General features: G+C 33.6%; 19 protein-coding genes and 3 pseudogenes. 10 read left to right on the forward strand and 12 right to left on the reverse strand.

The window, feature by feature from the left end:
- Positions 1 to 23: 23 nt before the first annotated feature.
- The gene (locus tag ACSUE0_RS01435; protein ID WP_436955749.1) at positions 24 to 1,040 is read left to right on the forward strand and encodes an amidohydrolase family protein; all 1,017 of its coding nucleotides are present in this window, start codon (positions 24 to 26) and stop codon (positions 1,038 to 1,040) included.
- A gap of 140 nt (positions 1,041 to 1,180) precedes the next feature.
- On the opposite strand, the pseudogene ACSUE0_RS01440 reads toward ACSUE0_RS01435, so the two are convergent.
- The 3 genes and pseudogenes from ACSUE0_RS01440 to ACSUE0_RS01450 form a co-directional block, all read right to left on the reverse strand.
- Positions 1,181 to 1,987 (reverse strand): annotated as a pseudogene (locus ACSUE0_RS01440) (transposase); the annotation flags it as partial.
- Positions 1,959 to 3,053, reverse strand: a complete 1,095-nt coding sequence (locus tag ACSUE0_RS01445; RefSeq protein ID WP_436955751.1) for a DUF418 domain-containing protein — start codon at positions 3,051 to 3,053, stop codon at positions 1,959 to 1,961. The pseudogene ACSUE0_RS01440 and the gene ACSUE0_RS01445, both read right to left, overlap by 29 nt.
- 217 nt (positions 3,054 to 3,270) lie before the next feature.
- Positions 3,271 to 3,462, reverse strand: a pseudogene (locus ACSUE0_RS01450) (AAA family ATPase); the annotation flags it as partial.
- On the opposite strand from ACSUE0_RS01450, the pseudogene ACSUE0_RS01455 reads away from it, so the two are divergent.
- A pseudogene (locus ACSUE0_RS01455) lies at positions 3,441 to 3,666 on the forward strand (DMT family transporter); the annotation flags it as partial. The pseudogenes ACSUE0_RS01450 and ACSUE0_RS01455 overlap by 22 nt on opposite strands.
- Positions 3,667 to 4,180: 514 nt before the next feature.
- Here ACSUE0_RS01455 and ACSUE0_RS01460 read toward each other — a convergent pair.
- Entirely contained in the window at positions 4,181 to 5,833 is a 1,653-nt protein-coding gene (locus ACSUE0_RS01460; RefSeq protein ID WP_119613671.1) for an FAD-binding dehydrogenase, read from the reverse strand.
- A 167-nt stretch (positions 5,834 to 6,000) separates the two neighbouring features.
- Positions 6,001 to 6,222 (reverse strand): immunodominant staphylococcal antigen IsaB family protein, encoded by a 222-nt coding sequence (gene isaB, locus ACSUE0_RS01465; protein ID WP_436955988.1) that lies wholly within the window; start codon positions 6,220 to 6,222, stop codon positions 6,001 to 6,003.
- Positions 6,223 to 6,683: 461 nt separating this feature from the next.
- Between isaB and ACSUE0_RS01470 the strand changes: the two genes are divergently transcribed.
- The 8 genes from ACSUE0_RS01470 to ACSUE0_RS01505 all read left to right on the forward strand — a co-directional run bounded on the left by ACSUE0_RS01470 (position 6,684) and on the right by ACSUE0_RS01505 (position 17,803).
- Complete coding sequence (locus ACSUE0_RS01470; RefSeq protein ID WP_119613670.1) at positions 6,684 to 7,421, forward strand: metal ABC transporter ATP-binding protein; 738 nt, start codon at positions 6,684 to 6,686, stop codon at positions 7,419 to 7,421.
- Positions 7,414 to 8,253, forward strand: a complete 840-nt coding sequence (locus tag ACSUE0_RS01475; protein WP_436955754.1) for a metal ABC transporter permease — start codon at positions 7,414 to 7,416, stop codon at positions 8,251 to 8,253. Before ACSUE0_RS01470 ends, ACSUE0_RS01475 begins: the two co-directional genes overlap by 8 nt.
- A 15-nt stretch (positions 8,254 to 8,268) precedes the next feature.
- Positions 8,269 to 9,222 (forward strand): metal ABC transporter substrate-binding protein, encoded by a 954-nt coding sequence (locus tag ACSUE0_RS01480; protein ID WP_436955756.1) that lies wholly within the window; start codon positions 8,269 to 8,271, stop codon positions 9,220 to 9,222.
- Between the two features lie 675 nt (positions 9,223 to 9,897).
- On the forward strand, positions 9,898 to 11,472 hold the full coding sequence (locus ACSUE0_RS01485) for a malonate decarboxylase subunit alpha (RefSeq protein ID WP_119613669.1): 1,575 nt from the start codon (positions 9,898 to 9,900) through the stop codon (positions 11,470 to 11,472).
- Between the two features lie 17 nt (positions 11,473 to 11,489).
- Positions 11,490 to 13,016, forward strand: a complete 1,527-nt coding sequence (locus tag ACSUE0_RS01490; protein ID WP_119613668.1) for a class I adenylate-forming enzyme family protein — start codon at positions 11,490 to 11,492, stop codon at positions 13,014 to 13,016.
- A gap of 62 nt (positions 13,017 to 13,078) precedes the next feature.
- Positions 13,079 to 14,287, forward strand: coding sequence for an acyl-CoA dehydrogenase family protein (locus ACSUE0_RS01495; protein ID WP_107551229.1), 1,209 nt, complete (start codon positions 13,079 to 13,081; stop codon positions 14,285 to 14,287).
- A 40-nt stretch (positions 14,288 to 14,327) separates the two neighbouring features.
- On the forward strand, positions 14,328 to 16,586 hold the full coding sequence (locus ACSUE0_RS01500; RefSeq protein ID WP_119613667.1) for a 3-hydroxyacyl-CoA dehydrogenase/enoyl-CoA hydratase family protein: 2,259 nt from the start codon (positions 14,328 to 14,330) through the stop codon (positions 16,584 to 16,586).
- A gap of 32 nt (positions 16,587 to 16,618) precedes the next feature.
- A complete protein-coding gene (locus ACSUE0_RS01505) occupies positions 16,619 to 17,803 on the forward strand; it encodes a thiolase family protein (RefSeq protein WP_119613666.1) in 1,185 nt (394 codons plus the stop codon).
- A gap of 93 nt (positions 17,804 to 17,896) precedes the next feature.
- On the opposite strand, the gene ACSUE0_RS01510 is transcribed toward ACSUE0_RS01505, so the two are convergent.
- The 7 genes from ACSUE0_RS01510 to ACSUE0_RS01540 form a co-directional block, all read right to left on the reverse strand.
- Entirely contained in the window at positions 17,897 to 18,295 is a 399-nt protein-coding gene (locus tag ACSUE0_RS01510) for a DUF4188 domain-containing protein (protein ID WP_436955760.1), read from the reverse strand.
- Positions 18,296 to 18,346: 51 nt separating this feature from the next.
- Complete coding sequence (locus ACSUE0_RS01515; RefSeq protein WP_436955990.1) at positions 18,347 to 18,871, reverse strand: DUF3021 domain-containing protein; 525 nt, start codon at positions 18,869 to 18,871, stop codon at positions 18,347 to 18,349.
- Positions 18,820 to 19,149 carry a LytTR family DNA-binding domain-containing protein gene (locus tag ACSUE0_RS01520; RefSeq protein ID WP_436955992.1) on the reverse strand — a complete coding sequence of 110 codons (330 nt, stop codon included), beginning with the start codon at positions 19,147 to 19,149 and terminating at the stop codon, positions 18,820 to 18,822. Before ACSUE0_RS01520 ends, ACSUE0_RS01515 begins: the two co-directional genes overlap by 52 nt.
- A complete protein-coding gene (locus ACSUE0_RS01525) occupies positions 19,068 to 19,259 on the reverse strand; it encodes a hypothetical protein (RefSeq protein ID WP_259338031.1) in 192 nt (63 codons plus the stop codon). The genes ACSUE0_RS01520 and ACSUE0_RS01525 overlap by 82 nt, the downstream gene beginning before the upstream one ends.
- A gap of 177 nt (positions 19,260 to 19,436) precedes the next feature.
- Entirely contained in the window at positions 19,437 to 20,504 is a 1,068-nt protein-coding gene (locus ACSUE0_RS01530) for a WD40/YVTN/BNR-like repeat-containing protein (protein ID WP_436955762.1), read from the reverse strand.
- 134 nt (positions 20,505 to 20,638) lie between these two features.
- Positions 20,639 to 22,495 carry a diflavin oxidoreductase gene (locus ACSUE0_RS01535; protein ID WP_436955764.1) on the reverse strand — a complete coding sequence of 619 codons (1,857 nt, stop codon included), beginning with the start codon at positions 22,493 to 22,495 and terminating at the stop codon, positions 20,639 to 20,641.
- A 427-nt stretch (positions 22,496 to 22,922) separates the two neighbouring features.
- Positions 22,923 to 23,663 (reverse strand): cyclase family protein, encoded by a 741-nt coding sequence (locus ACSUE0_RS01540; protein ID WP_436955766.1) that lies wholly within the window; start codon positions 23,661 to 23,663, stop codon positions 22,923 to 22,925.
- Positions 23,664 to 23,670 lie beyond the last annotated feature (7 nt).

Raw genomic sequence — 23,670 nt, forward strand, 5'->3', positions numbered from 1 at the left:
TTGAAAAAGAAGGCTGTGAGTATATGAAAAGTATTACTTTTGAAGAACATTTTATATTACCAGAAGTTAAAGACGAAATGGCAAAATTTGTACAACCTGACCCAGAAGGCGTACCTTTACAGACTATGTTAGAGGCTTTAGAAAATAAAACAGGTTTTACGGATGATGATGAGCTACAGAACCATGAACAGCGAATCAAATTTATGGATGAACATAACGTAGCAGTCCAAATATTATCTTATGGTAATGGCGCGCCGTCTAACCTGACAGGAGAAAAAGCAATTGAGCTCTGTCGGTATGCTAACGATAAATTGTATAATTATATCGAAATGTATCCAGAACGTTTTCTTGGGTTTGCCTGTATACCCATTAATGAACCCCAAGCAGCGGCTGAAGAATTAGAGAGGGCAATTACGCAATTAAATTTTAAAGGTGTACTAATAGCAGGACGCCCTTTAGATGGTTTTTTAGAGCAAGAAAAATATGATGTTATTTTTGCTAAGGCTGAAGCATTGGGCGTGCCTATATATTTACATCCTGCTCCAGTTAATGCGGATATTTATCAAGCATATTACAAAAGCGATGCATATTCAGATGCTACTGCCGCTTCATTTGCCTCCTTTGGCTATGGATGGCACGTTGATGTCGGTATCCACGCCATCCACCTTGTTTTAGGTGGTGTTTTCGATAAATATCCTAATTTGCAAATGATTATTGGACATTGGGGAGAGTTTATTCCATTTTTCCTAGAGAGAATGGATGAAGCACTTCTTTCAGACCATCTCTTACAGCCTATAAGTGAATACTTTAAAAATCATTTTTATATTACACCGAGCGGTATGCTGACGCAGCCACAATTTGAAATGGTTAAAAATGCATTTGGCATAGATAGAATGCTTTACGCTGCTGACTATCCATATATTAAACCTGAAGAGCTTGGAACATTTTTAGAGGAATTAGGGTTATCGGAAGAAGACCAAGACAAAATTAATTATAAAAACGCACAGCATTTGCTTAAACTTAGTGATAATTACCAATAGATTTAAACAAAGTGGAGAAGGGAAAAGCAAAGTACCATAGATAATTGTTCATAAATTAAGTTTTGTTATTACTGGTTTGAAATTCGAAACGATTAAGAGCATGGGACATAAAGTTCTTGGACAAGTGAAAAAGGCAATTTCTATTGAAATTGCCTTTTTCTTATATTAAGTGCCATTAATACAAATCCAAGTGCTCTTTTGACTTTATTTATGCCTCGCACCGACATTCGAGTGAACCCCAAAATAGCCTTCATAAATCTAAAAACAGGTTTTACATCAATTTTCTTTGATTGTAGATTTCTTTTGTTTCTGATTCCAAAAGCTTTTGATTGATATGAGCTTTGAAATATTCCCAGTTATAATTTCTCATTATTTTTTATTCGATTTTGAATTTGGTTTTATACAATTGTTCTTTAGTGGACATTCTGAACAATCATCGCATTCATATAATTTAAAATCTCTCCTAAATACATATTTATCATGACGATAGGCATACCTTTTATATCTTTTGATTTTAGTTCGCTTTTGACGTGTTTGCTTTCTTAACTGAGTACATTTTTCATGTTCAATATGATGATTTAAATCTTTGATTTCTTTATCCAAATGAATACAAATTAAATCTATTTCTTCTTGTGTTAATGCATAATCATTAACTTCTTTAATCTTAGGTATGATTTTGCCTTTCACTAATTCATGATATAACGCTTTAGAATCTTCATTCATTTTTGATTCATAGTTTTGAATACTCTTTTTCCACACAAATTTATATCTATTGGCATTAGCTTTCAGTTTTGTACCATCAATAAAATAGTCTTATCATCTATAAGATTTTGTTTCAGGCATTGACTGGGAAATTGAATAAATAAAGATTCTAATAGGGCATCTTCTTTAGGATTTACTCTAAAACGATTAATTGTTTTATAAGAAGCTGTTTGATTTTCTAATAGGTTGAATTTTTAAATATGTACCACAACGCCATAACCATTCTAATGGACCAAATAAAAAATAATGCATCCATATGAATGAAAAAATAACCTGAAATGCAACAATTGCCACATATAATAAAAGCATGCCATAAGTATGGACGGTATAATTTGAAAGAATCGGTGTTAAAATAACAACGCCTATGATTGTTTGGCCTAAGTAATTCGTGAATGCCATTTTCCCATACGGAATCAATATAGAAAGGCATTTTTGTACTGGTGTAATTTGATATAGTAATAAAATTGTAAATATATAAAATATACCAATAATAGGACCACTGTTTTGATTAAAGCTATGCAGTAATTCGTTATTTTGAATGAATAATGCAAGTACCCATATAAGGAGGGTAAGTGTTAAAAATAGTAACCAATATTTTTTTAATTTAGGCAATAAACTTTTATTTGTAAAAATACCGATATAGTAAAGTGCTTGTCCTAATAACATATGTCCTAATGTTGAGAGCATGACCATTAATAAAACAAATGAATTAAGCAAATTAGGAATATGAATACCTTTTATTTCTAAAAATTTCGTTAATACAGGTAAAAAATTCCCCAAAATAATCAAAAAAACACCACAAATTAGTTTTATTGTGTTTCGTATCTTTTGGAAAATTAGTAAAAGTAAGCCCATGACTGCATATAGTTTAAGAATATCACCATCCCATAATAAGGAACTTGATGCGCCTACCATAAATAAAAGAACCATTCGACGGATATGTACCCAAATGGTTAACCCTTTTTTTTGTAAATTATTTATAAAAATAGAAGTACTGACACCGAACAAAAAAGCAAATATAAAATGAAATTTATTTAAACTGAACATTTCTATATAATTAATAACTTTACTATCAAATGTGTTAATATCTATACTTTTTGTATCAGAGGGTTCAAAAAAGTGAATATTAATTAATAGAATACCTATAATAGCTATACCACGTATAACGTCAATGAGGTTAATTCTTGTTAGCGAAGCTGTACCTTTTTGTACGTTCATTTTATCCCTCTTTTCCAATAATATAAAGCACATTATACAAGGGGCAATAAAAAATGAAAATCGAATTTGTCTTACGATTTTGTCACATTAATGATTAGTTTATATTATTTTTATTTTTGTATATTTAGATCCTGCCCTAATCGAATAATAAAAAGTGCTTGTAAAATGCTATTGTCACTTTAGTTTGTATATGGGAAAGGTTTTACTTAATAAATGAGAAAAAACAACGTAATTTAATATGCTACCTTGCTTTCTTTATACTTGGCATACCAATAAATATCATTGATAAATTCCATTCATCATAAATAGCTCTTCCTTGTTCTAAATGTTGTACTTTAAGGCAATCAACCTTATCTATTATAATTAAATTAATATATTTAAAGATATTACTATAATGTTTGCTATGCTCATGTCCATACTTATTTTCGACACGTAATTTTTGGAGTTATTTTTATAACTGTTAATATCTTTTTAATGCCTTACTTAGGTGCTGCGCTTACCACCATAGCTGGTATGTTAGGTCAAATGCTAATGGCTTTAATTATTGATCAGTTTGGTTTACTTGGAATACCTAAAAATAACTTTTCGTAAAACTATAGGAATTGTTTTAATCATTATAGGTATTATTTTACTTAGATTTTTTTAATATCCTCCATTAGAGAAACAATTATTATATAGAAAAAGCGTACGAATTCGTACGCTTTTTCTTGTGTTATTATTAAAAACTCATAACAGACAAATATTATGAGTTTTTAGATGCTGTCTCAGAACCCTCATTTACATCGAACTATATTGAACTAAGACGATCTATGTTAGTAGTATTATAAGATTATATAATATATTCATTTTAGTAAAATGGATATATTACCCTACTTTTCCATTTCATTTAAAACATTTACTTATTTTTTATCCATAATATTGAGTCATTTGTAATGACATTAATTATATATGCACAGATATGCCTAATTGTTATTTCTCTTTTTTAAAAACATGAAGGAATAATTCACTTTAGAGAAATTATAAAGAGGTGCCTAGTGACACTCACACCAAATATTCTTTCGATATACCATTAGTCAGGGATTTGGGTTGATATAGGCACTATACTTTTTTAGTTCACTTATAATGTTGTAGTAGGGGAGGACACAAATTCTATTAAAAGTTTATTTTTTGTCTATACCTTTTGCAACTCTTATACCACTGAAGATACAACCGCCTAAAAATGTTCCTTCTAAAGCTCTGTATCCATGTAATCCGCCCCCTCCAAATCCGGAGGCTTCACCAGCAGCATATAGTCCTAAAATTTGTTTATTGTTTTTACCTAAAGCATTTCCATTTAAGTCAGTCTGAATACCCCCTAATGTTTTTCTGCTTATTATATGCAGTTTAATTGCAATTAACTTTCCATTTTTGCCCCCTAAAATTTTATGGGGCTTTGCTGTACGCATCAATTTATCTCCTAAAAATTTTCGAGTCCCATTAATAAAAGTGACTTGGGGGTCTTTATTAAATTTATTATCTATTTGTAAATCACGAGCTTCAATTTGCTCTTTTATTGTTTCATAATCAATAAGTTTATTTTTTGTTATATCATTCATTTTGATGACTAAATCTTTTAAATTTTCAGCTATTACAAAATCTGCTCCTTTATCTAAAAATTTAACTACTGGAGTTGTAGCTCGTCCTAGCAACCTCTCTTTAATTAATAATTTAATATCTTTATTTGTTAGATCTGGATTTTGTTCGGATCCTGAAAGGATAAATTCTTTTTTTATAATATCTTCTGTTAATATAAACCATGAATAATCATATCCTGTACTCATAATACTTTCTAACGTGTGAAGAGTATCAAATCCCGGATAGTCCGGAGATTTCAGCCTATTGCCTCTAGCATCAAACCATAGTGATGAGGGGCCCGGGGTAATTCTAATGCCATGCTTATTCCATATAGGGCTATGGTTTTGAATTCCCTCTGTATAATGCCACATACGATCTTTGTTAACTACATTTACGCCAGAATTCTCAGATATTTCTATAGCTTTACCATCTGTAGAGTCAGGAACGCCTTGAATCATATTTTCGGGAGGGGCTCCTAAACGTTTTGGCCAGTTTTTTTTAATCATATCGAAATTAGCGCCTATTCCTCCTGTTGTAATTACTAGATAATCTACATCTAAAGAAAAGTGAGCCATTATATTACGAGATGATGGCCTCCCCCGTTCCACATCACTTGGTTCAAGGATGTTTCCCTTAATTTGTTTGACTTCATTATTCTGAATAATTATTTCATCAACTTGATGTCTTGGTAAGAATTCAAACTGATTTTCTTTCTCTTTATTAAATACATATTTAATAAAAGGTTCTATTAACCCTGGGCCAGTCCCCCACGTTACATGAAAACGGGGTACTGAATTTCCATGGTTGGAAGCCGAGGTTCCACCTCTTTCTGCCCAACCTAAAATAGGGGTTAGTTTAATGCCCATTTCTTTTAAATAATCCTCTTTTTCAAATGTTGCAAACTTTACATAAGATTTTGCCCATTGATACGCCCAGTAATCTTCATCTTTCAAACGATCAAATTTAGCTGTATTTAACCAGTCATTTAGTGCTAATTCATATGAATCTTTGACGCCTAACCTTTTTTGTATTTTAGAATTAACAAGAAATAAACCGCCAAATGACCAAAATGCTTGTCCTCCAATTGCTTGACGAGGTTCTTGGTCAAGCATCGTAACTTTGTGTCCTTTTTTTAATAATTCTGTTGCTGTAACTAAACCACTTAAACCAGAACCTATAATAAAAATATGTTTTTTCATACAGAACTCCTTTCTTTATTTTTTTCTGTATGCTTTCTCCATAAATTATAAGACATAAGTCAAATTATTATCAAAGGTATTAATTTCCATACTTTTTATATTATTTAAAGATACAAATACTCTGTTAAAAATTACTCCTTTATTTTGTATAATAAATTCGATATTATTCATTTACCATCTATTTGTTGAAAAACTTGGTCGTAAATCTTTTTACTGATAGTCTTAGAACTATACTTGCTATTAACTTTAATGCCATTAAAATTAATGTTCCCAGATTTAAGACCATTATAAACTGATTGATCTAATACGAAGTCTCCAGCTTTTGAAATGCACCCATTGTACGCATACCAAGCTTGGGTGGTGTCTGCTTGTACTTCATTATGTGATATTTATATTTCTTCTTTATAAGAATTTATACTTAATGAAGGTGCCAAAAATAAACGTACTCGCTACAAAGATTTCTTTATTCATAGTACACCTCTTTATTGTTAACCGGTTAACAATAATACGCCTCATATTCATCGAAAGGCAAACTAAAAAGCTCTCGTGTTTTGTTTTATTCAGGAGCAACTTCTTAGCAACCACCTATTGCATCAACTTCACCAACTTCACAATCTCTATCACCTAAACCTTGCACGTACATTACGTTCTTAATTCTAATAACCTATATGCTATGCAAGTACATTCGATTTATTAATTATTTTGAATTTAAAAATAAATGTAAAGTTAAATATATGCACTAGAGCATAATAATGCTTTTGAATAAAATGATTTTATTGACTAAACATTAAAATTAGGTTAGCCTAATATTATTGTTTTTATATCAGGAAAGAAGGAAAGGATTGATTTCATGCTAGATATAAAAAATTTATCTGTAACGTACGAAAATAAAACAGAAGCGTTACAAGATGTTTCTTTCCAACTTATAAAAGGACAAATTGTAGGAATTGTCGGGCCTAATGGGGCAGGCAAAACAACGTTAATTAAGTCCATAGTTAATTTAATGCCTCATAAAGGTATAGCTCGTTTTAACGATTTGCCAATAGCTAAGCAACCTAAAAATATTTCATATGTCGAACAAAAAAGTAATATTGATTCAACATTTCCAATGAAAGTTTTAGATTGCGTGATGTTAGGGTTTTATCCGATATTAAAACCGTGGCAATTACCGCGTAAACAACAAAAGCATGAGGCTGAAGCGGCACTTAAAAAAGTAAATATGTTTGAGTATAAGGATAATCAAATTGGAGAGTTATCGGGTGGACAATTTCAACGTGTACTTATTGCGAGAACACTCGTTCAACAAACAGATCTTATTTTATTAGATGAACCTTTTGTAGGTATCGATATTACAAGTGAAGAAATTATCGTCGAATTGTTGAAAGAGTTATCTCAAAAAGGCAAAACAATTTTAATTGTTCATCATGACTTGTCTAAAGTTGAGAAATATTTTGATAGTTTAATTATTTTAAATAAACGATTAATTGATTTTGGTTCAGTAGCGACAGTGTTTAATAGTAGTAATTTAAAAGCTGCCTACGGTACAGATATTTTAATCGCTTCAGAAAGTGGGGCGCATCATGGTTAGTCAGTTTATACACGATGTATTTGAATTTAGTTTTCTACAACGAGCGCTCATTACTTCAATTGTAATAGGTATGATTTGTGGTGTGATAGGGTGCTTTATTGTACTTAGAAGTCTTGCTTTAATGGGAGACGCAATTTCACATGCTGTCCTACCTGGCGTGGCGATTTCTTATATGATAGGGATTAATTTCTTTTATGGAGCCGTTGTATTTGGGGTGTTAGCGGCATTAGGCATTGGTTTTGTTAATCAAAACAGTAAGATTAAGAGCGATTCTTCAATAGGTATTGTATTTTCTTCATTTTTAGCACTGGGTGTATTACTGATTACTAAAGCACAGTCAGCCATCGATTTGACTGAAATTTTATTTGGTAACGTGTTAACCGTGAAACCAGAAGATAGAACCATCACATTTATTGTAGTAGCGATTGTATTGATAATCATTATTGTATTTTATAAAGAATTTTTACTATCCAGTTTTGATCCGACAATGGCCGCTGCGTCTGGTTTACCAGTGAAGTTTATTCATTATACGCTTATGATTTTATTAACATTAGTAACAGTAGCTTCACTACAAACGGTAGGCGTAATTTTAGTTGTTTCATTATTGATTACGCCAGCATCTACGGCATATTTATTGACCAAAAGGTTATCAACGATGATCTTAACTTCTGCATTAATAGGTATGGTGTCATCTGTGATTGGACTGTTCTTTAGCGTGACATTCAATTTACCATCAGGCGTAGTCATCGTGTTAGTAATTACAATAATATTCATCATTACATTCTTCTTAGCACCGAAAAATGGATTGCTATGGAAAATGATTAAATCATAGACAGGAGGTCTCACAATGAAAAAGATTATATTAATTTTAGCTACAGCTTTATTAACAATAATATTATCAGCATGTGGCAATAATCAAAAAAATGCCGATTCTGACGATAAGTTGGAAGCTGTTGATAAAGATAAAGTTAAAGTCGTTACAAGTTTTTCAATGATTGAGGATATGGCTAAAGAAATAGGTGGGAAACATGTTGAAGTAACCAATCTTGTTCCTACTGGTACAGATCCACATGATTACGAGCCACAGCCAAGCGACATTAAACATTTATCTCAAGCTGATTTAGTTTTTTATAATGGGTTGAATTTAGAAGGTGGAGATCAAGGTTGGCTCTCTAAAGCTTTAAGTTCTACTGATTTTTCTAAAAAGAATGCTATTAAAGTATCAGAAGGGGTTTCACCTAAATACATTAAAGACGAAGATGGTAACAAAGAAGTAAATCCTCATGCTTTCATCGACCCAAATGTTGGGGAAAAAATGATTAAAAATATTACAAAATCATTATCAGAAAAAAACCCTAAACATAAAAGTTATTATGAAGCTAATGAAAAAGAATATTTAAAGAAATTAAATAACATTGAGGATAACTATAATCAACAACTCGGTAGTATTCCTAAAGAAGATCGTGTATTTGTAGCTAGTGAACAAGCTTTTCAATATCTGACTGACCGTTATGATCTAAAAGAGGGTTATATTTGGCCAATCGATACGGATGAAAATGGCACACCGAACCAAATCAAAGATTTAACTAAATTTATAAAAAGTAATAAACCTGCTACTTTGTTTGTAGAATCTAACGTTGATACACGTCCAATGAAAACAGTATCCAACGAAACTGGTGTACCTATTTATAAAAAGCCAATCTATTCAGATGAAATAGGTAAAAAAGGCGAGCAAGCAGACACTTATTTGAAATATCTTGAATATAATTTAGATGTGCTTACAGATGGATTGAAAAAATAATAGCACTAGAGGGACATTTATACTTTACGTAAAACTTCAATTTCTGTTTATTTTAAAAAGCAAATGATTGTGGATGTCTTGAAGTAAAAACACTTTCGCTTAATAAATTCGACGAAAGTGTTTTGCTTGATTTTTATAACAAATATACTCTGTTTTTAATTATATAAAGAAATTAAAGTCCTAAAGCAGCAATTAAATCAACGATTGGTCCTAATAATCCAGATAACATAATCAAACGCCCCCTTGCTTTGAATTTATATTACATTTACATATTATTATAAAAGTTTTTTTATTTAAAATTTGTGTAAAATGACATAACTTAAAACGTTAACTTTCTTCACAAAACAAATATTTTTTGAGTTATATAACTTGAATAATAGGACACTATTAACCAGTCAGCACGCATATTCCCAGGTATTATTGCATCTGAACTATTACTAAATAATATTAAGTAAATTAGATGAAGCATATTAGTGTGAAAATGTTTTTCTGCTGCTAGATACCCTTATAATTATATTTAAGAAAGATGTTAGTTTATAAAATTTGAAATTTTTGCATAATTTTCAAAAATAATGGTATATTACATGTAAGGGCTTACATTTATAAAAAGGAGAGGTTTTAAAAGGGGAAATTATGTATAACAGTTTGGATTAAATAAAGATAGGAGACACCTATATGAAAATTATTCCATTTTCAGATTTAACAAGCATCATTAAAGAAGGTGATGTTATAGCTCTGGCAGCCTTATCAACGGCTAATTTACCAGCTGAGATATTGAAAACGTTAGTCGAACATAATGATGAAGATCAATCTTTTAAGAATTTTACTTTTATGCTAGCAAATGACATTAGTGATTATCGTGGAGATAGTTATGATTTAGATTCTTTTACAACAAGGGGTATGATTAAGCGATTAATTACAAGCATCATTACTGGTTCACCAGAAACCATCAATGCAATGCGTAATAATGACATTGAAGCATATTATTTACCACAAGGTGTGATTACGACACACTATAGAAATAAAACACATGCTTCACCAGGCATAATATCTAAAATTGGCCTAAATACCAACGTAGACCCTCGCTATTCAGGAGGTAAAGTCAATACATGTACAACAGAGGATTTAGTCTCGTTGATAGAAATTAATAATCAAAAGTATTTACAGTATCATTTTCCTGATATTGATATAGCACTATTAAGAGGTACATATGCCGACACAGATGGAAATATTTATATGACTCATGAGGCTCATTTAGGCGAAGGTTATAGTTTGGCGGCTGCAACGCATAGGAATAAAGGAAAAGTGATTGTTCAAGTTAAAGATGTTGTAGAAAAATGCAGCTTTAACCCAAGCGATGTATTTATTCCGGGAAAGCTAGTGGATTATGTAGTAATTAATACTAATCCAAAGCTTCATAGACAGGTCATACAAACACAATATGATCCTGCGCTCTCTGGTCATTATCAAATCGTTAAGATGCGAGAACCATATATAGCTTTAGGTACCCGTAAAGTAATATTGAGGCGCGCAGCTCAATTTCTACTAGAGGGAGACGTAATCAGTATTGGTTTTGGCATAAATAATGAATTATCCAATGTGTTAATAGAAGAACAAGTGAATCATCTAGTACAACCAAATATCGATACAGGTGTTTTCGGTGGTTTAATCAGTAGTGGATCACGATTTGGTATGAACTATAATTTGAGCGCCCGTATGAGGCATGACATGACATGGGATTTCATTTATAACGATGGGTTAGATGTAGCCTATCTCAGTTTTGCCGAAGTTGATCAATACGGAAATGTAAATGTTTCAAAATTTGGAGATAAAATGAATGGTTGTGGTGGCTTTATAGACATCAGCCAAACAGTGCATACCATTGTTTTTTCAGGCTCGATGGTTGTCGGGGGTCAACTATCATATGAAAATAACAAAGTATCTGTGAAACAAGAGGGTCATACTTCAAAATTTGTAAATAATATTGGTAATACGGATTTTAACGCCCATAACGCATTGGAACTAAAGCAAGAAGTTTATTTTGTAACAGAACGCGCAGTTTTTGAATTAACGTCTAAGGGGTTGAAACTTCTTGAGATTGCACCTGGCTTGGATTTAGAAAAAGACATTTTAGCACTTATGGAATTTAAACCTACCATTGCAGATAATATCAAAGTGACTAATAGCGATATTTATCAAGATGAATGGGGAGGATTGTCTCAAGCAATTAAGTCGGAACATCGTATTTAAATAAGGGGGAGAAAAATATGAACTACGACTGGATTAAAACAAGAGCAACGTTTGACGATAATAAAGCCGCAGTGATTGATCCATTTAAAGGCACTGAATGGTCCTATAAAGATTTGAATATTCGTGCAGAAAACTTAGCCAATTATTTACAAGATCAAGGTATTAAACGCGGTGATGTCGTCGGTATATTCACACCCAATGATGTAGCGATATTGGATTTAATGTTTGCTTCGTTTAAATTAGGTGCAGTATACTTGCCGATTAATTGGCGTCTAAAAACACAGGAGATTGAGAGTGTTATTAATGATTCAAATGTGAAACTCATTTTCTACGCTGAGAAGCACGTTTCAAGTTTAGAAGGCGTTGCGGACGAATTAATACACATGGATATAGATTCAAAAATATATGATGACATAGTAGATCCAACGCAACATCGCCCTTTCAATACTGTAAGTGTTGAAGGAAACGATTTAGCTTCGTTAATGTATACAAGTGGTACGACGGGATTGCCCAAAGGGGTTATGTTTTCATACGACTCTTTTGTAAATAACCCAATTAATCTAGCTCTAACTTATAAAATTAATTCAACGTATACAACTATTATTTCAACACCTATGTTCCATGTATTAGGATTTAACGATTTGACGCTTCCTTTATTAATGGCTGGCGGAACGCTTATATTGCAACGTTACTTTAATGGCGAATCTCTAAATGATTTAATGGCTCAGTACCAGCCAAATTATTTAATTCAGATTCCAACGATGTATTATGCCATGTTAGTAGCTGAAAATTTTGATCTGAAAAATTTTGAAAGTATTGATTTCTTAATTCAAGGTGGCTCAGCTCCATTACCAATGGTACAAAAGAAATTTAATAGTATGGGATATTCTATTATTAACGGTTATGGTTTAACTGAAGCACCACTTGTTATGGTTAATACACCAGAAAATGGGGCGCAGAAGCCTGGTAGTATTGGACAACCGGTAATGTTCATGGATATATGCATATTTGATAATAATTTTGAAGAAGTAGAAGTTGGAGAAATTGGTGAACTTGGAGTTCGTGGGAATAACGTAACACCTGGTTATTGGAATAAACCAGAAGAAACTGCAAAAACGTTTCATGGTGAATATTTCTTAACTGGTGATTTAGCCAAAGTAGATGAAGATGGTGATGTCTATATCGTTGATCGCCGCAAAGAAATGATTATTACTGGTGGCGAGAATGTATTACCTTCTGAAGTTGAAGCGGTATTATCAGAACATCCACTTGTAGCCCAAGGTGTTGTTGTCGGATATGATAGCCCTAAATATGGTGAATCAGTTTCAGCAGCGGTTGTACTTACCGAAGATGACCCAGACTTTGAACAGAAATTAGATGAACATATGCGAGAGAACATTGCAGGTTATAAAATACCGAGACTATATCTAAAACTGACACATATGCCATTGAACTCTACGTCAAAAGCAGATAAATTGGAACTTCAGAAATACATGAATGATAAAGCTCAGAAGTTAGCTCAAGATAAAGATGAATTAAAATAATTATTAAGCAAAAAATTTTCAATGAAAATGTAAGCGCAAACATTGCGATGGAGGTTTTAATTATGCCAACAAAAGAAGAAACAATCAAAGCACTATACCCAGAGGATATCTTAAGCATTGCGAAAGATTTAACGGAAGGCGAAGTTAAACTGCTAAAACAGTTGAATGACATGTTAGAAGAAAAATATCGAGATTCAGTCAATGAGCATTGGTTAAATGCTACTGAACCAGAAGATTATTTCGAAGAGTTGGGTAAATTAAATTATTTCAGAAATCCATTACTTTTTGAAGGGCGTGAAGGTGCACAAACACCAAGCCAAATGTTCCAATTCTTCATGTCTTATACAATTGCAAGATTTGATGTCTCTTTAGCCACATTGTTAGGTGTGCATCAAGGATTAGGACATAATTCATTTTGGTTTGGGGGTAGTAAAGAGCAACAAGCTTACTACTTACCAAAATTACAATCTCATGAATTACGTACATGTTTCGCACTAACTGAACCAGAGCACGGATCTGATGTTGCAGGTGGATTAGAAACGACGGCTAAACGAGAAGGCGATGAATGGATTATCAATGGTGAGAAAAAATGGATTGGCGGTGCAAATGTAGCTGATGTTATGCCCGTATATGCAGTTGATGTCGATACAGGTAAGCCAAAAGGTTTCATCATTGAACCGAGTCAAGAAGGTGTAGAAATAGAACTATTAGAACATAAAATTGCACTGAGAATTGTTCCTAATGCAAAGATTCGTTTAAAAAATGTAGTCGTCAAAGAGGAAAAACGCTTGCAAAATATCAATTCTTTTAAAGATATTGCGAAAGTCTTGTACTCTACACGTGCTGGTGTGGCTTATATGGCTACAGGTGCTATGGCTGGTGCTTTGAGAGCAACGACGGACTATGTAACAAAACGTAAACAGTTTGGTAAAGAAATTAGTAAGTTCCAGTTAATTCAAGAAAAATTAGCCATGATGCAAGGTAATTTAGCGCAAGCAATGGCGACATGTGCACAGCTTGCTCGAATGCAGGCCAATGGAGAGTATGATGAAGTAGCGACTTCAACTGCGAAAATGATGAACTCATTAAGATTGAGAGAATCTGTAGCTATGGGACGTGGCATACATGGAGGTAATGGTATTTTAGCTGGAGAATATGATATCGCTAGATTCTTTGCAGATGCTGAAGCTATTTACACTTATGAAGGTACACATGAAGTTAATGCCTTGGTAATTGGAAGAGCAATCACGGGTGACTCAGCATTTATTTAACATATATCTGTAGTTCAAGAAAAAATTTGGAGGGTTTAGTATGACGATAAGAAAAGCAACAGTATTAGGCGCAGGTACAATGGGCAGTCAAATAGCAGCACTGCTTGTTAACGCAGGACTAAAAGTAAAACTGCTGGATATTGTGATTGATGAAAATGATCCTAATAAAATTTCAAGAAAAGCATATGAGATTATAACAAATCCTAAACGTCCACAATTATTTGATTTAGCGTTTGCATCCAATTTATCTTATGGTAATTTCAATGAAGATTTAGTAGAACAAGATGATGCAGATATATATATAGAAGCCGTTAAAGAAGAAGTAGATATTAAACATCAAGTTTGGAATAAAGTGAAAGACGTTGCCAAAAAAGAAGCGATATTTGCGACTAATACGTCAGGAATCCCAATTGAATCAATCGCAAATGTATTTGATACACTAGATAAAGAAAGATTCTTTGGAATGCATTTCTTCAACCCACCACGTATTATGAAATTAGTGGAAGTCATTCCAAATAGCAACACTTCTGAAAAAGTTGTTGCACGTGTGCAAGAATTTGCTGAAGACGTACTTGGTAAAGGCGTCATTGTTGCAAATGATGTGCCAGGATTTGTTGCTAACCGAGTCGGTACACAAACGATGAATGACATTATGTATAGAGCTGAACAACAAGGATTTTCTATTACAGAAGTAGATGCATTAACTGGTCGAAGTATTGGCCGTCCTAAGATGGGGACGTATGGTTTGTCTGATTTAGTAGGACTAGATATTGCTTTAGCGGTTATCAAGGGATTACAAAGTATACCTGAAGAACAATCTTTCTTCCACGATGTTAAACTGTCTGAAAAATTAGTAGAAAATGGTGCGCTAGGTAATAAAACTAAACAAGGATTTTATAAAAAAGTAGATAAAAAGCGTTATGTTTTTGATCCAGAACAGAATGAATATGTGGCGCCCGAACAACCACAATTAGAAATTTTAGGTAAATTTAGTAAAGACTTAGCTAATAATTTAGATGTTATCTTTAATGCACAAGATGATGCAGGCGTATTCTTGTGGGAAACATTAAGAAATAATTTCTATTATTCAGCAATTAATGTGCCGAAAGCTGCAGAATCCTTTAAAGATATTGATCGCGCATTAGTATGGGGGTTCAATTGGAAATTAGGAGCATTTCAACTGTGGGATTTAATGGGGTTCGAACGTGTGAAATCACGTATGAAAGAAGAGTTAGGTCAGCTGCCAGATTGGATAGAGCAACGTACGGCACCATTCTATAGTGATGGTGAATCTATTGAACGAATTACACCAGTAGCAGAATATATTGATGAAGAAATTTGGAATAAAGAGGATTCAAATTTATCAGTAGCTAATAAAGATCAACTTTTATTAAAACTACAAAGTAAAAATAATGTTATTTCTAATGGTTTCCTTGATGATTTATTAGATGCAATTAATAAATTAGAAAGTGAAGACTATACGAGTATGGTCATTTATGGTGGTGGAAACAACTTTAGTGTTGGCGCGAACTTATTCCAAATGAAAAAAGCACATGAAGAAGGTCGCGTAGTAGAAGAAGTCGGCGCAGCAGTTGAACAACTACACCATGTCTTCTCTAGATTGAAATATTCATTGAAACCAGTAGTGACAGCAGTTCACGGTAGAGCTTTAGGTGGTGGTTGTGAATTAGTTTTACATTCACCAATAGTAGTTGCTGCAAGTGAATCTTATATAGGTCTTGTTGAAACAGGGGTTGGATTGTTACCTGCTGGAGGTGGACTCGCTGAATTAACAGATAGAGTACTGCGTACAAATCATAAAAATGATGATAAACAAAAATCAATTACGGATATATTGATGCAAATTGGTTTTGCAAAAGTTTCAACTAATGCCTATGAAGCTATCAGATTTGGCTATTTAAGAGACACAGATACAGTAATTTTAAATACTGAAAGACGTGTAGAGGTAGCCTTAAACAGGGCTCGTTATGAAGCAGAAACAAATTATGTGCCAACGCCAAAAACACAATATATAGCGTTAGGAAAAGACTTCAAAGCATTAGCTGAAGGTCAGTTAGACGCACAACGTATGGGTCATTTTATCAGTGACTATGATTATGAAATTACGTTGAAAGTGGCAGAAGTATTATCAGGTGGAGATATTCCACGTAACACTTACGTTAATCAAAGATATTTGCAAAAACTTGAAAAAGAGAGATTTTTAGAACTTTTACAAAATAAAAAAACGTATGACAGAATTTCACACATGTTAGAAAAAGGTAAACCACTACGTAACTAATCATTAATCAGGATAAGAAAGGGTGAACTTAAATGCGAGATGCATATATTGTTGCTTATGGACGTTCAGCAGCTGGTAAAGCAAAAAATGGTGCAATGGCTCATGAAAGACCAGATGAGGTTGCCGCTAAAGTATTAAAAGGTGTATTAGAAAGGGTTGGAGGTTCATTTGAGCCAAGCATGGTAGAAGATGTGATTGTCGGTAATTCATTCCCAGAAGGTTTGCAAGGTCAGAATATTGCAAGAACAATTGCATTACTTGCAGGTATGCCAAATGAAGTTCCAGGGCAAACGGTGAATCGCTATTGTTCTTCAGGACTTCAAACGATTGCACATGCGGCAAACCAAATTATTGCTGACCAAGCAGATGTCCTTGTCGCTGGTGGTGTTGAGCTGATGAGTGCAGTGCCAATGGGTGGTAATGAACCGACGAATAATCCAATACTTCAAGATGAAGATTCTGGTGTTTCTTATCCTATGGGATTGACTGCAGAAATGGTTGCTGAAACATATAATGTGTCGAGAGAGGATCAAGATGCATATGCTGTGCAAAGTCATCAACGAGCAGCAGCAGCACAGCAATCAGGAAAATTTGAAGATGAAATTATTCCTATAGAAGTTAATAAGGTGACTTATGATCAAAATGGTCCAGTTATTAGCAAAGAAGTGTTTAAAGATGACGAATTGATTAGACCCGACACAAATAAAGAAGCGCTTGCTAAGCTACGCACGGTGTTTAAGGCTGACGGCACAGTGACTGCAGGGCAATCTGCACCATTAACAGATGGTTCTGGATTTGTAGTTGTCATGTCTGGAGAAAAAGTTAAGGAATTAGGTGTTAAACCAATTGCGCGTTTTGTAGGATTCAAAGCTGTTGGTGTAGACCCTAAATTAATGGGGATTGGACCAGCATACGCCATTCCTGAAGTGTTAAAACAAGCTGACTTGGATGTTAGCGATATAGATTTAGTAGAATTAAATGAAGCTTTTGCATCTCAAACCTTAGCATCTATGAGAGAAGTTGGATTAGAGACTGATAAGACGAATGTTAATGGTGGTGCAATTGCATTAGGACATCCACTAGGTGCGACAGGTGCCATGCTGGTAGGGAGATTGTTATCAGAAATGAAGAAAAGACCTGATACAAAGTACGGTATGGTAACGATGTGTATAGGCGTCGGCATGGGCGCTGCAGGCATCTTCGAATATATAAGGTGATATAGAAGCAATATAATAATGGCCGGGACATCAATTATCATGTCTCGGCCATTACTATTTGCATTAATTTACTGTTAAAATGCTGGTATAAAGTCATCCTTGAGAGCGTAGTCTTTGTTTTGCAGATTGCGTTTCTTTGTTTACTACTTGATTATCACGTGCCTTGCCTAGTCCAAAGTCTGGCATGTTGATATAATTATTTTCATATTGTTTTGATTCTGAATTATAAGTTTCATGATAGAAACCGACAGCATCATTCTGCTTTAATGCTTTTGCAAATCTACGCCATGCTTTTAAGTGTTTTGGCATTTTTGAATAAAATAAAAGTTGTTCATTCGACTCCCAATATTTTACTATCATCACGCCACGATATTTAAAAAACATTTCATAAGATAGACAGCCAAGAGACTTATTTTTTAATAATTCATTCAGTATAGGTGGCATAGCTAAAAGAACGGGTAACCATTTATGAATTTTATACCATTTGTCCACACGAAGACCAATTAAGAATAGAGTAATAGTTCATTTGGTAACACAGTATATCTACCTTTGTTCATTTTTATCATTCCTTCTGTTAGACAGCATAGCGTTAATCTCATTGATATCATTCTGATTACGCTTCGTTTCTATTGTCCAAATAATAAAATAGATAACTGTAAAGATAATGATGAAAAACAAAACTGCTGATAATTTAAGTGGAAACCATCCTGCTAGTATAGATAAAGGCAACATAATGATAAACATAAGGCTAAAATGAAGTGATGTTTTAAATAAGAGTGATTTTCTAGAACTTGAAAATATGAGTTCGCCAAAACTGAAACTAACACCAATTAAGGCCCAGATAATAACTGAAATAAGCATAATTTGTAATTCGTTTAAATGTTGAAAATAAAAGCGCCCCATGGTTGATACGGGTGAGACAGGATGAAAAGCTGTTCGAGCAAAAATAGATGAAAAGATTAAAGCAATTATTATACCAATGGCAATACCAATGGTTGCACCGCGAAATAAACGTTTTATAGTTTTAAAGCCTCCTTGATAAATGGCAAATATCTTCTTGAAGAGTATGTGAAATCATTATTCGTAAAACGAATCTCGATAGTACCATTTTTATTAAGTTTTAAATGATCGATATAGTTAATATTAAGTATTTCAGATTTCGAAATCTGTAGAAATTGCATGCTAATTTGTGATTTTACTTCATATAAGCCTTGAGTACTGGTGTATTGATGGTCTGACGTTATAATCGTTAAAACTTTATTCTCTATACGAAAACTAATAATATCTTGATGTTTGATATAGTAAATATCGTCTTGATATTTTCCAGGAAATAATTTTTTTGAGATAGTTGTTTTATACAAGCGATAATTTCTGGTAATTGTTCAGTATGTTTGTGACTTTGAATAATAACCTTGCCTTTGGGTAAATCATTACCGTGAATTATTTCTAAATCCATAAAGGCACACCTCCTATTGCCATAAGTAAACCAAATTAATACTACATAAATTATATAAGTGGCATGTATTTACGTTTAAGTGGTATGTATTCCCCTGAATGTTGTTATGTTTGCGCATAAAAATAACCTTAGATTTTGGCCAACAACCAAACTCTAAGGTTATGCATTTAACAATTTCTAATTTAAAGTAATAAATTGATGTGCGTGTTGAGACGTGAGTGAATCTGGCCATGTTATATCAAATGCTGTCCAATTGATACCACTATCATCTGAATAATAGACACCATTATTATTGGCAATATAAAACGTACCATCTTGTTCAGTGATAGATGAAATCAATGTGCCATTTGGGGAAGGTAGCCCTGTAGTTACTTCAGTCCACTCATTGTCTTGTGCTTTATTAATAGTGTAAATGGTTGAAAAGGTGTTGTCTCCATAGTTATGTGCGTTATATGGAGAGTTTGAAGTAGCGATGACAATATTATCTGGATTTTGAGAATTTATCGCTAAACCATAGCCATATCTGTGCTCGATTCCTTCAATAAATGTTGTCCATGTCTTACCATAATCATCACTTTCAATAAATGTATCACGTCCACCATTTAAGAAAGCATCACCTAATACTCCGTACAATTTATTCGGATAGTCTGGGTGGCTCTTTAAGACATGAATATCAATAGGTGTATCTTGGGTTTGTGGTGCTGTCCAATGTTGACCTAAATCTGTAGATTGGATAAAACCACCAGCTTCAATTGTAAGGTTAATGACATTTGGTGATTTGGTATTTATATCAAACCATTTCACATGATGCGTATGTGGTCTAGGTGGGAAGAACCAATGTTCTTTACCAGCAATATGACTAAAATCAGTAAGTAATTCGAATGAACCCCCCTGATCATCTGATATGAATAAAGCACTAGGTTCAGTACCTACGAGCACAGAACTATGATGATTGCCTGTATCTATAACTGTAACTGCAGTAATAGCAGTCATGTGAATATCATCATGTTTGAAAGGACTATTGTATGTGAAACGTGTCCCAATAGGGAACCAATTTTGACCTTTGTCCACACTTTTCCATAAACCACGATCAAACGTGCCGCAATAAAGAGTGTTTTTATCGTTAGGGTCTTGAGCTATTGAAATGATATTCATACCTTCCAATTTTCTTTCAAGTTGAATATCATCATATTGCTTATTTATCAGTATTAATGCATTGTCATAAGTGATTGCGAATTGTGTCATATAATAACCACCTTTTGAAATTGGAGTCTCATTTAATCGTGAATTCAGGTTACGTTTGTCAGTGTATGCATAGCACTTTTATAGTTAATGATAATTATAAAACATTATTAAAGTTAAGTTACTGGTTTAACAGGTTAATATACGTCACGTTGGTAACGTTGATGTTTTATCATTTCTGTCAAATAGTCCTCAGCATCTGCTTGGTTGTAATTACCTTCTCTCTTAAGAATGTTAATCAATGATTGATGGACGCCACTTGCCATCTCGTCTTTATTACCACAAAGATAAATAATAGCGCCTTGAGTAATCCATTGGTAAAATTCAGCACTATTTTCCTCAATGCGATGTTGAACATAAATTTTATTTTCTGTCTCTCTTGAAAAAGCTAAATCTAATTTACTTAATACACCTTCATTAAGCCAGCTCTCTAAATCACTTTGATAGAGGAAGTCGTGTTGATAATTTTGATTACCGAAGATGAGCCATTGTGCTCCTTTTAGACCTAAGTGAGCTCTTTCTTGAAGGTAAGCTCGGTATGGCGCTATTCCAGTTCCAGCTCCGATCATAATCACTGGTGTATCGGCTTCATAAGGAAATTTGAAATTTGGATTCTTTTTAAGGTATACAGGTAATTTCTCTCCTACAGGCGTCCGTTCTGCTAGTTGTACAGAACAAACACCAAAACGCTCACGACGATGTGCTTCGTACTTAACAACACGAACTGTAATATCGACACTGGAAGGGTTGACCTGATTACTACTCGCTATAGAATACTCCCTTGGTGGTAATTTTCTTAATAGTTGTGGCAGCATTTGAGGTTCTAAAGATACGGGTGTGAAGTCTTGAATTAAATCAATCACATCTCTACCATATATATAATTCTGAATCCATTCTGATTTTTGGATATTTGCATTTAACATTGGGTTACCAAATAATTCTGCCGCATTGTGCAAGAGACCGGGAGTTAATTTAGAAATTTCAAAATCATATAGCAACACATCTTTAAGTGAGCGTGAGGCATCGTTGTCGCTAAGTTGAATATTAGTATCGGCGTCCCAACCTAATGCTGAGATTAAATTTGAAACCAATGTTAAGTCATTGTGTGGCATAACGACCAAGCTGTCTCCAGGTTCGTATGTTTCAGAGTAACCTTCAAGTGATAATTCTAAGTGACGTACTTCACGAGAAGCTTCTGGTTGTGTGAGTACTTTATTTGTTAAAACTTCTGCTTGAAAAGGATTTGATCGAGAAAATGGCACTTCAGGTTCATCTATAGTAACAGTTTCATCATCTTCATCAATAGTAGCCATATTCGATGACGTTTGAGAAAGCAATTCAAGCATATTTGAAATCCATTGCTCGGCAGTTTCTTCAAAGTCAAAATCACAATCTACGCGATCAGCTATTCTATTTGCACCAAGTTCATCTAGAATATGATCGAAGTCTTTGCCGGCCTGACAAAAATCTGGAAAGTCTTGATCACCAAGTGCTAATACTGCAAAGTTAACAGTGTCTAGCTGTGGTACCTCATTGCTATGAAGGTAGTCATATAAATCTAAAGCATTAATAGGGGGTTCACCCACACCTTGTGTTGAACAAATGATAAAGAGATGTTCAACTTCGGTTAAGGTTTCTTTAGGGAAATCATCCATATCCCATAAATGTGCATTAAAATTATGTTCTTTCAACTTACCTTCAAATGTTTCGGCAATTTCTTCAGCGTTACCTGTTTCTGTACCATATAATATATTAACATCTATAGGTTCCGCTGAATTTACTACAGATGTTGTATCATTTGTTTCATCCCCTGTATTGTCTGTTGTGTTTGCTTCTTGTGCTGCTGAAATGTCGTCTTCAGGCTCTGACGCATTTGGATTGATAAGATAACTACTTAACCAATGTTGCTGTTCTGTCGAAAGCATTGGTAGTAGTTGATTTATGAGAACCAATTGCTCCTTGTTAAAAGGGGTGTTGGTTTGATTAAGTTGCAAAAAAGTCACCTCTATTTATGGTATTTATATAGAAAATAGGTGAAAAGCACCCAAAATAAACTATATTGAATTTTCTTGAATTATAACATTGATTTAATGATTTTAAATGATATGGATTATCATTTGTGTAAAATCAAACTAATGACCTATATGTTTTGTACTATGATATAAATAAAGATGAGCCAGAAACCTTATTGTGCCAAAAGGATTTCTGACCCATAATCAGGTAAATATAACTAGGAACACAAATACTTGATTTAAAATATTTACTAAGCTGAAATGATACATAATTAGTATGAAAACCAATAAGGATAATCTCTTGATTTAATGAACAATTAATTGCGTGTTGATATATTAATAAAGGCCCAAGACATATATAAATGCCCCGGACCCTGTATATGAGTGGTACTAATCTTATGTTTTAAGTTTAAGGTTTTATCGCGAATGCACGAACAGGAAACCCTGGTGCATCTTTTGGTTTGGGACTAATAACATAAATGAGTGCCCCTCGATTAGGTAACTGATCTAAATTGGTTAGTAGCTCAACTTGGTAGGTGTCTTGACCTAACACGTAACGCTCACCTATGATGTCACCATTTTTTGCAATATCTACTGAGGCATCTGTATCGAAAGTTTCATGACCAATCGCTTTAACTTTACGTTCTTCAAGTAAATACTTCAAAGCGTCTAGTCCCCAACCTGGTAAATGTTGGTTGCCATCGGAGTCTTTATTTTCAAACGCTTCAATATTTGGCCAACGTTTTGACCAATCACTGCGAAAGGCAACAAATGTTTCAGGTTCAATTGTGCCATGCTCAGCTTCCCATTGTTCAATGTGACAACGTGTTAAAATAAAATCTGCATTTTCCGCTACATCTTGTGAAAAATCTAAAACTACAAGTGGTAGGACCAATTCTTTTAAATTTAATTCATGCAAATAACGTGTATTTTCTACAAAGTGAATAGGAGCGTCGATATGTGTCCCATACTGACTTACAATATTCCAGTTTTGAACATAAAAGCCATCATCTGGAACATTGAAAAGTGTTGAGACTTTGGCACGTTCAAATTCACTGAAACAAGGAATAGTTTCATCGAAAGTGTGGGTCAAGTCGACCCACGTTGATGATTTTAATTGTTCTAATTGCTTCCATAAAGGATAACTCATTGGTATC

Source organism: Staphylococcus sp. AS1337, assembly GCF_051408735.1.
GTDB lineage: Bacteria > Bacillota > Bacilli > Staphylococcales > Staphylococcaceae > Staphylococcus > Staphylococcus xylosus_B.

Excerpts from the sequence above, each read along its gene's own strand:
- ACSUE0_RS01435 (WP_436955749.1), top strand. The coding sequence starts at position 24 with ATGAAAAGTATTACTTTTGAAGAACATTTTATATTACCAGAAGTTAAA.
- ACSUE0_RS01445 (WP_436955751.1), bottom strand. The coding sequence starts at position 3,053 with ATGTGCTTTATATTATTGGAAAAGAGGGATAAAATGAACGTACAAAAA.
- ACSUE0_RS01460 (WP_119613671.1), bottom strand. The coding sequence starts at position 5,833 with ATGAAAAAACATATTTTTATTATAGGTTCTGGTTTAAGTGGTTTAGTT.
- ACSUE0_RS01470 (WP_119613670.1), top strand. The coding sequence starts at position 6,684 with ATGCTAGATATAAAAAATTTATCTGTAACGTACGAAAATAAAACAGAA.
- ACSUE0_RS01475 (WP_436955754.1), top strand. The coding sequence starts at position 7,414 with ATGGTTAGTCAGTTTATACACGATGTATTTGAATTTAGTTTTCTACAA.
- ACSUE0_RS01480 (WP_436955756.1), top strand. The coding sequence starts at position 8,269 with ATGAAAAAGATTATATTAATTTTAGCTACAGCTTTATTAACAATAATA.
- ACSUE0_RS01485 (WP_119613669.1), top strand. The coding sequence starts at position 9,898 with ATGAAAATTATTCCATTTTCAGATTTAACAAGCATCATTAAAGAAGGT.
- ACSUE0_RS01490 (WP_119613668.1), top strand. The coding sequence starts at position 11,490 with ATGAACTACGACTGGATTAAAACAAGAGCAACGTTTGACGATAATAAA.
- ACSUE0_RS01495 (WP_107551229.1), top strand. The coding sequence starts at position 13,079 with ATGCCAACAAAAGAAGAAACAATCAAAGCACTATACCCAGAGGATATC.
- ACSUE0_RS01500 (WP_119613667.1), top strand. The coding sequence starts at position 14,328 with ATGACGATAAGAAAAGCAACAGTATTAGGCGCAGGTACAATGGGCAGT.
- ACSUE0_RS01505 (WP_119613666.1), top strand. The coding sequence starts at position 16,619 with ATGCGAGATGCATATATTGTTGCTTATGGACGTTCAGCAGCTGGTAAA.
- ACSUE0_RS01525 (WP_259338031.1), bottom strand. The coding sequence starts at position 19,259 with ATGGATTTAGAAATAATTCACGGTAATGATTTACCCAAAGGCAAGGTT.
- ACSUE0_RS01530 (WP_436955762.1), bottom strand. The coding sequence starts at position 20,504 with ATGACACAATTCGCAATCACTTATGACAATGCATTAATACTGATAAAT.
- ACSUE0_RS01540 (WP_436955766.1), bottom strand. The coding sequence starts at position 23,663 with ATGAGTTATCCTTTATGGAAGCAATTAGAACAATTAAAATCATCAACG.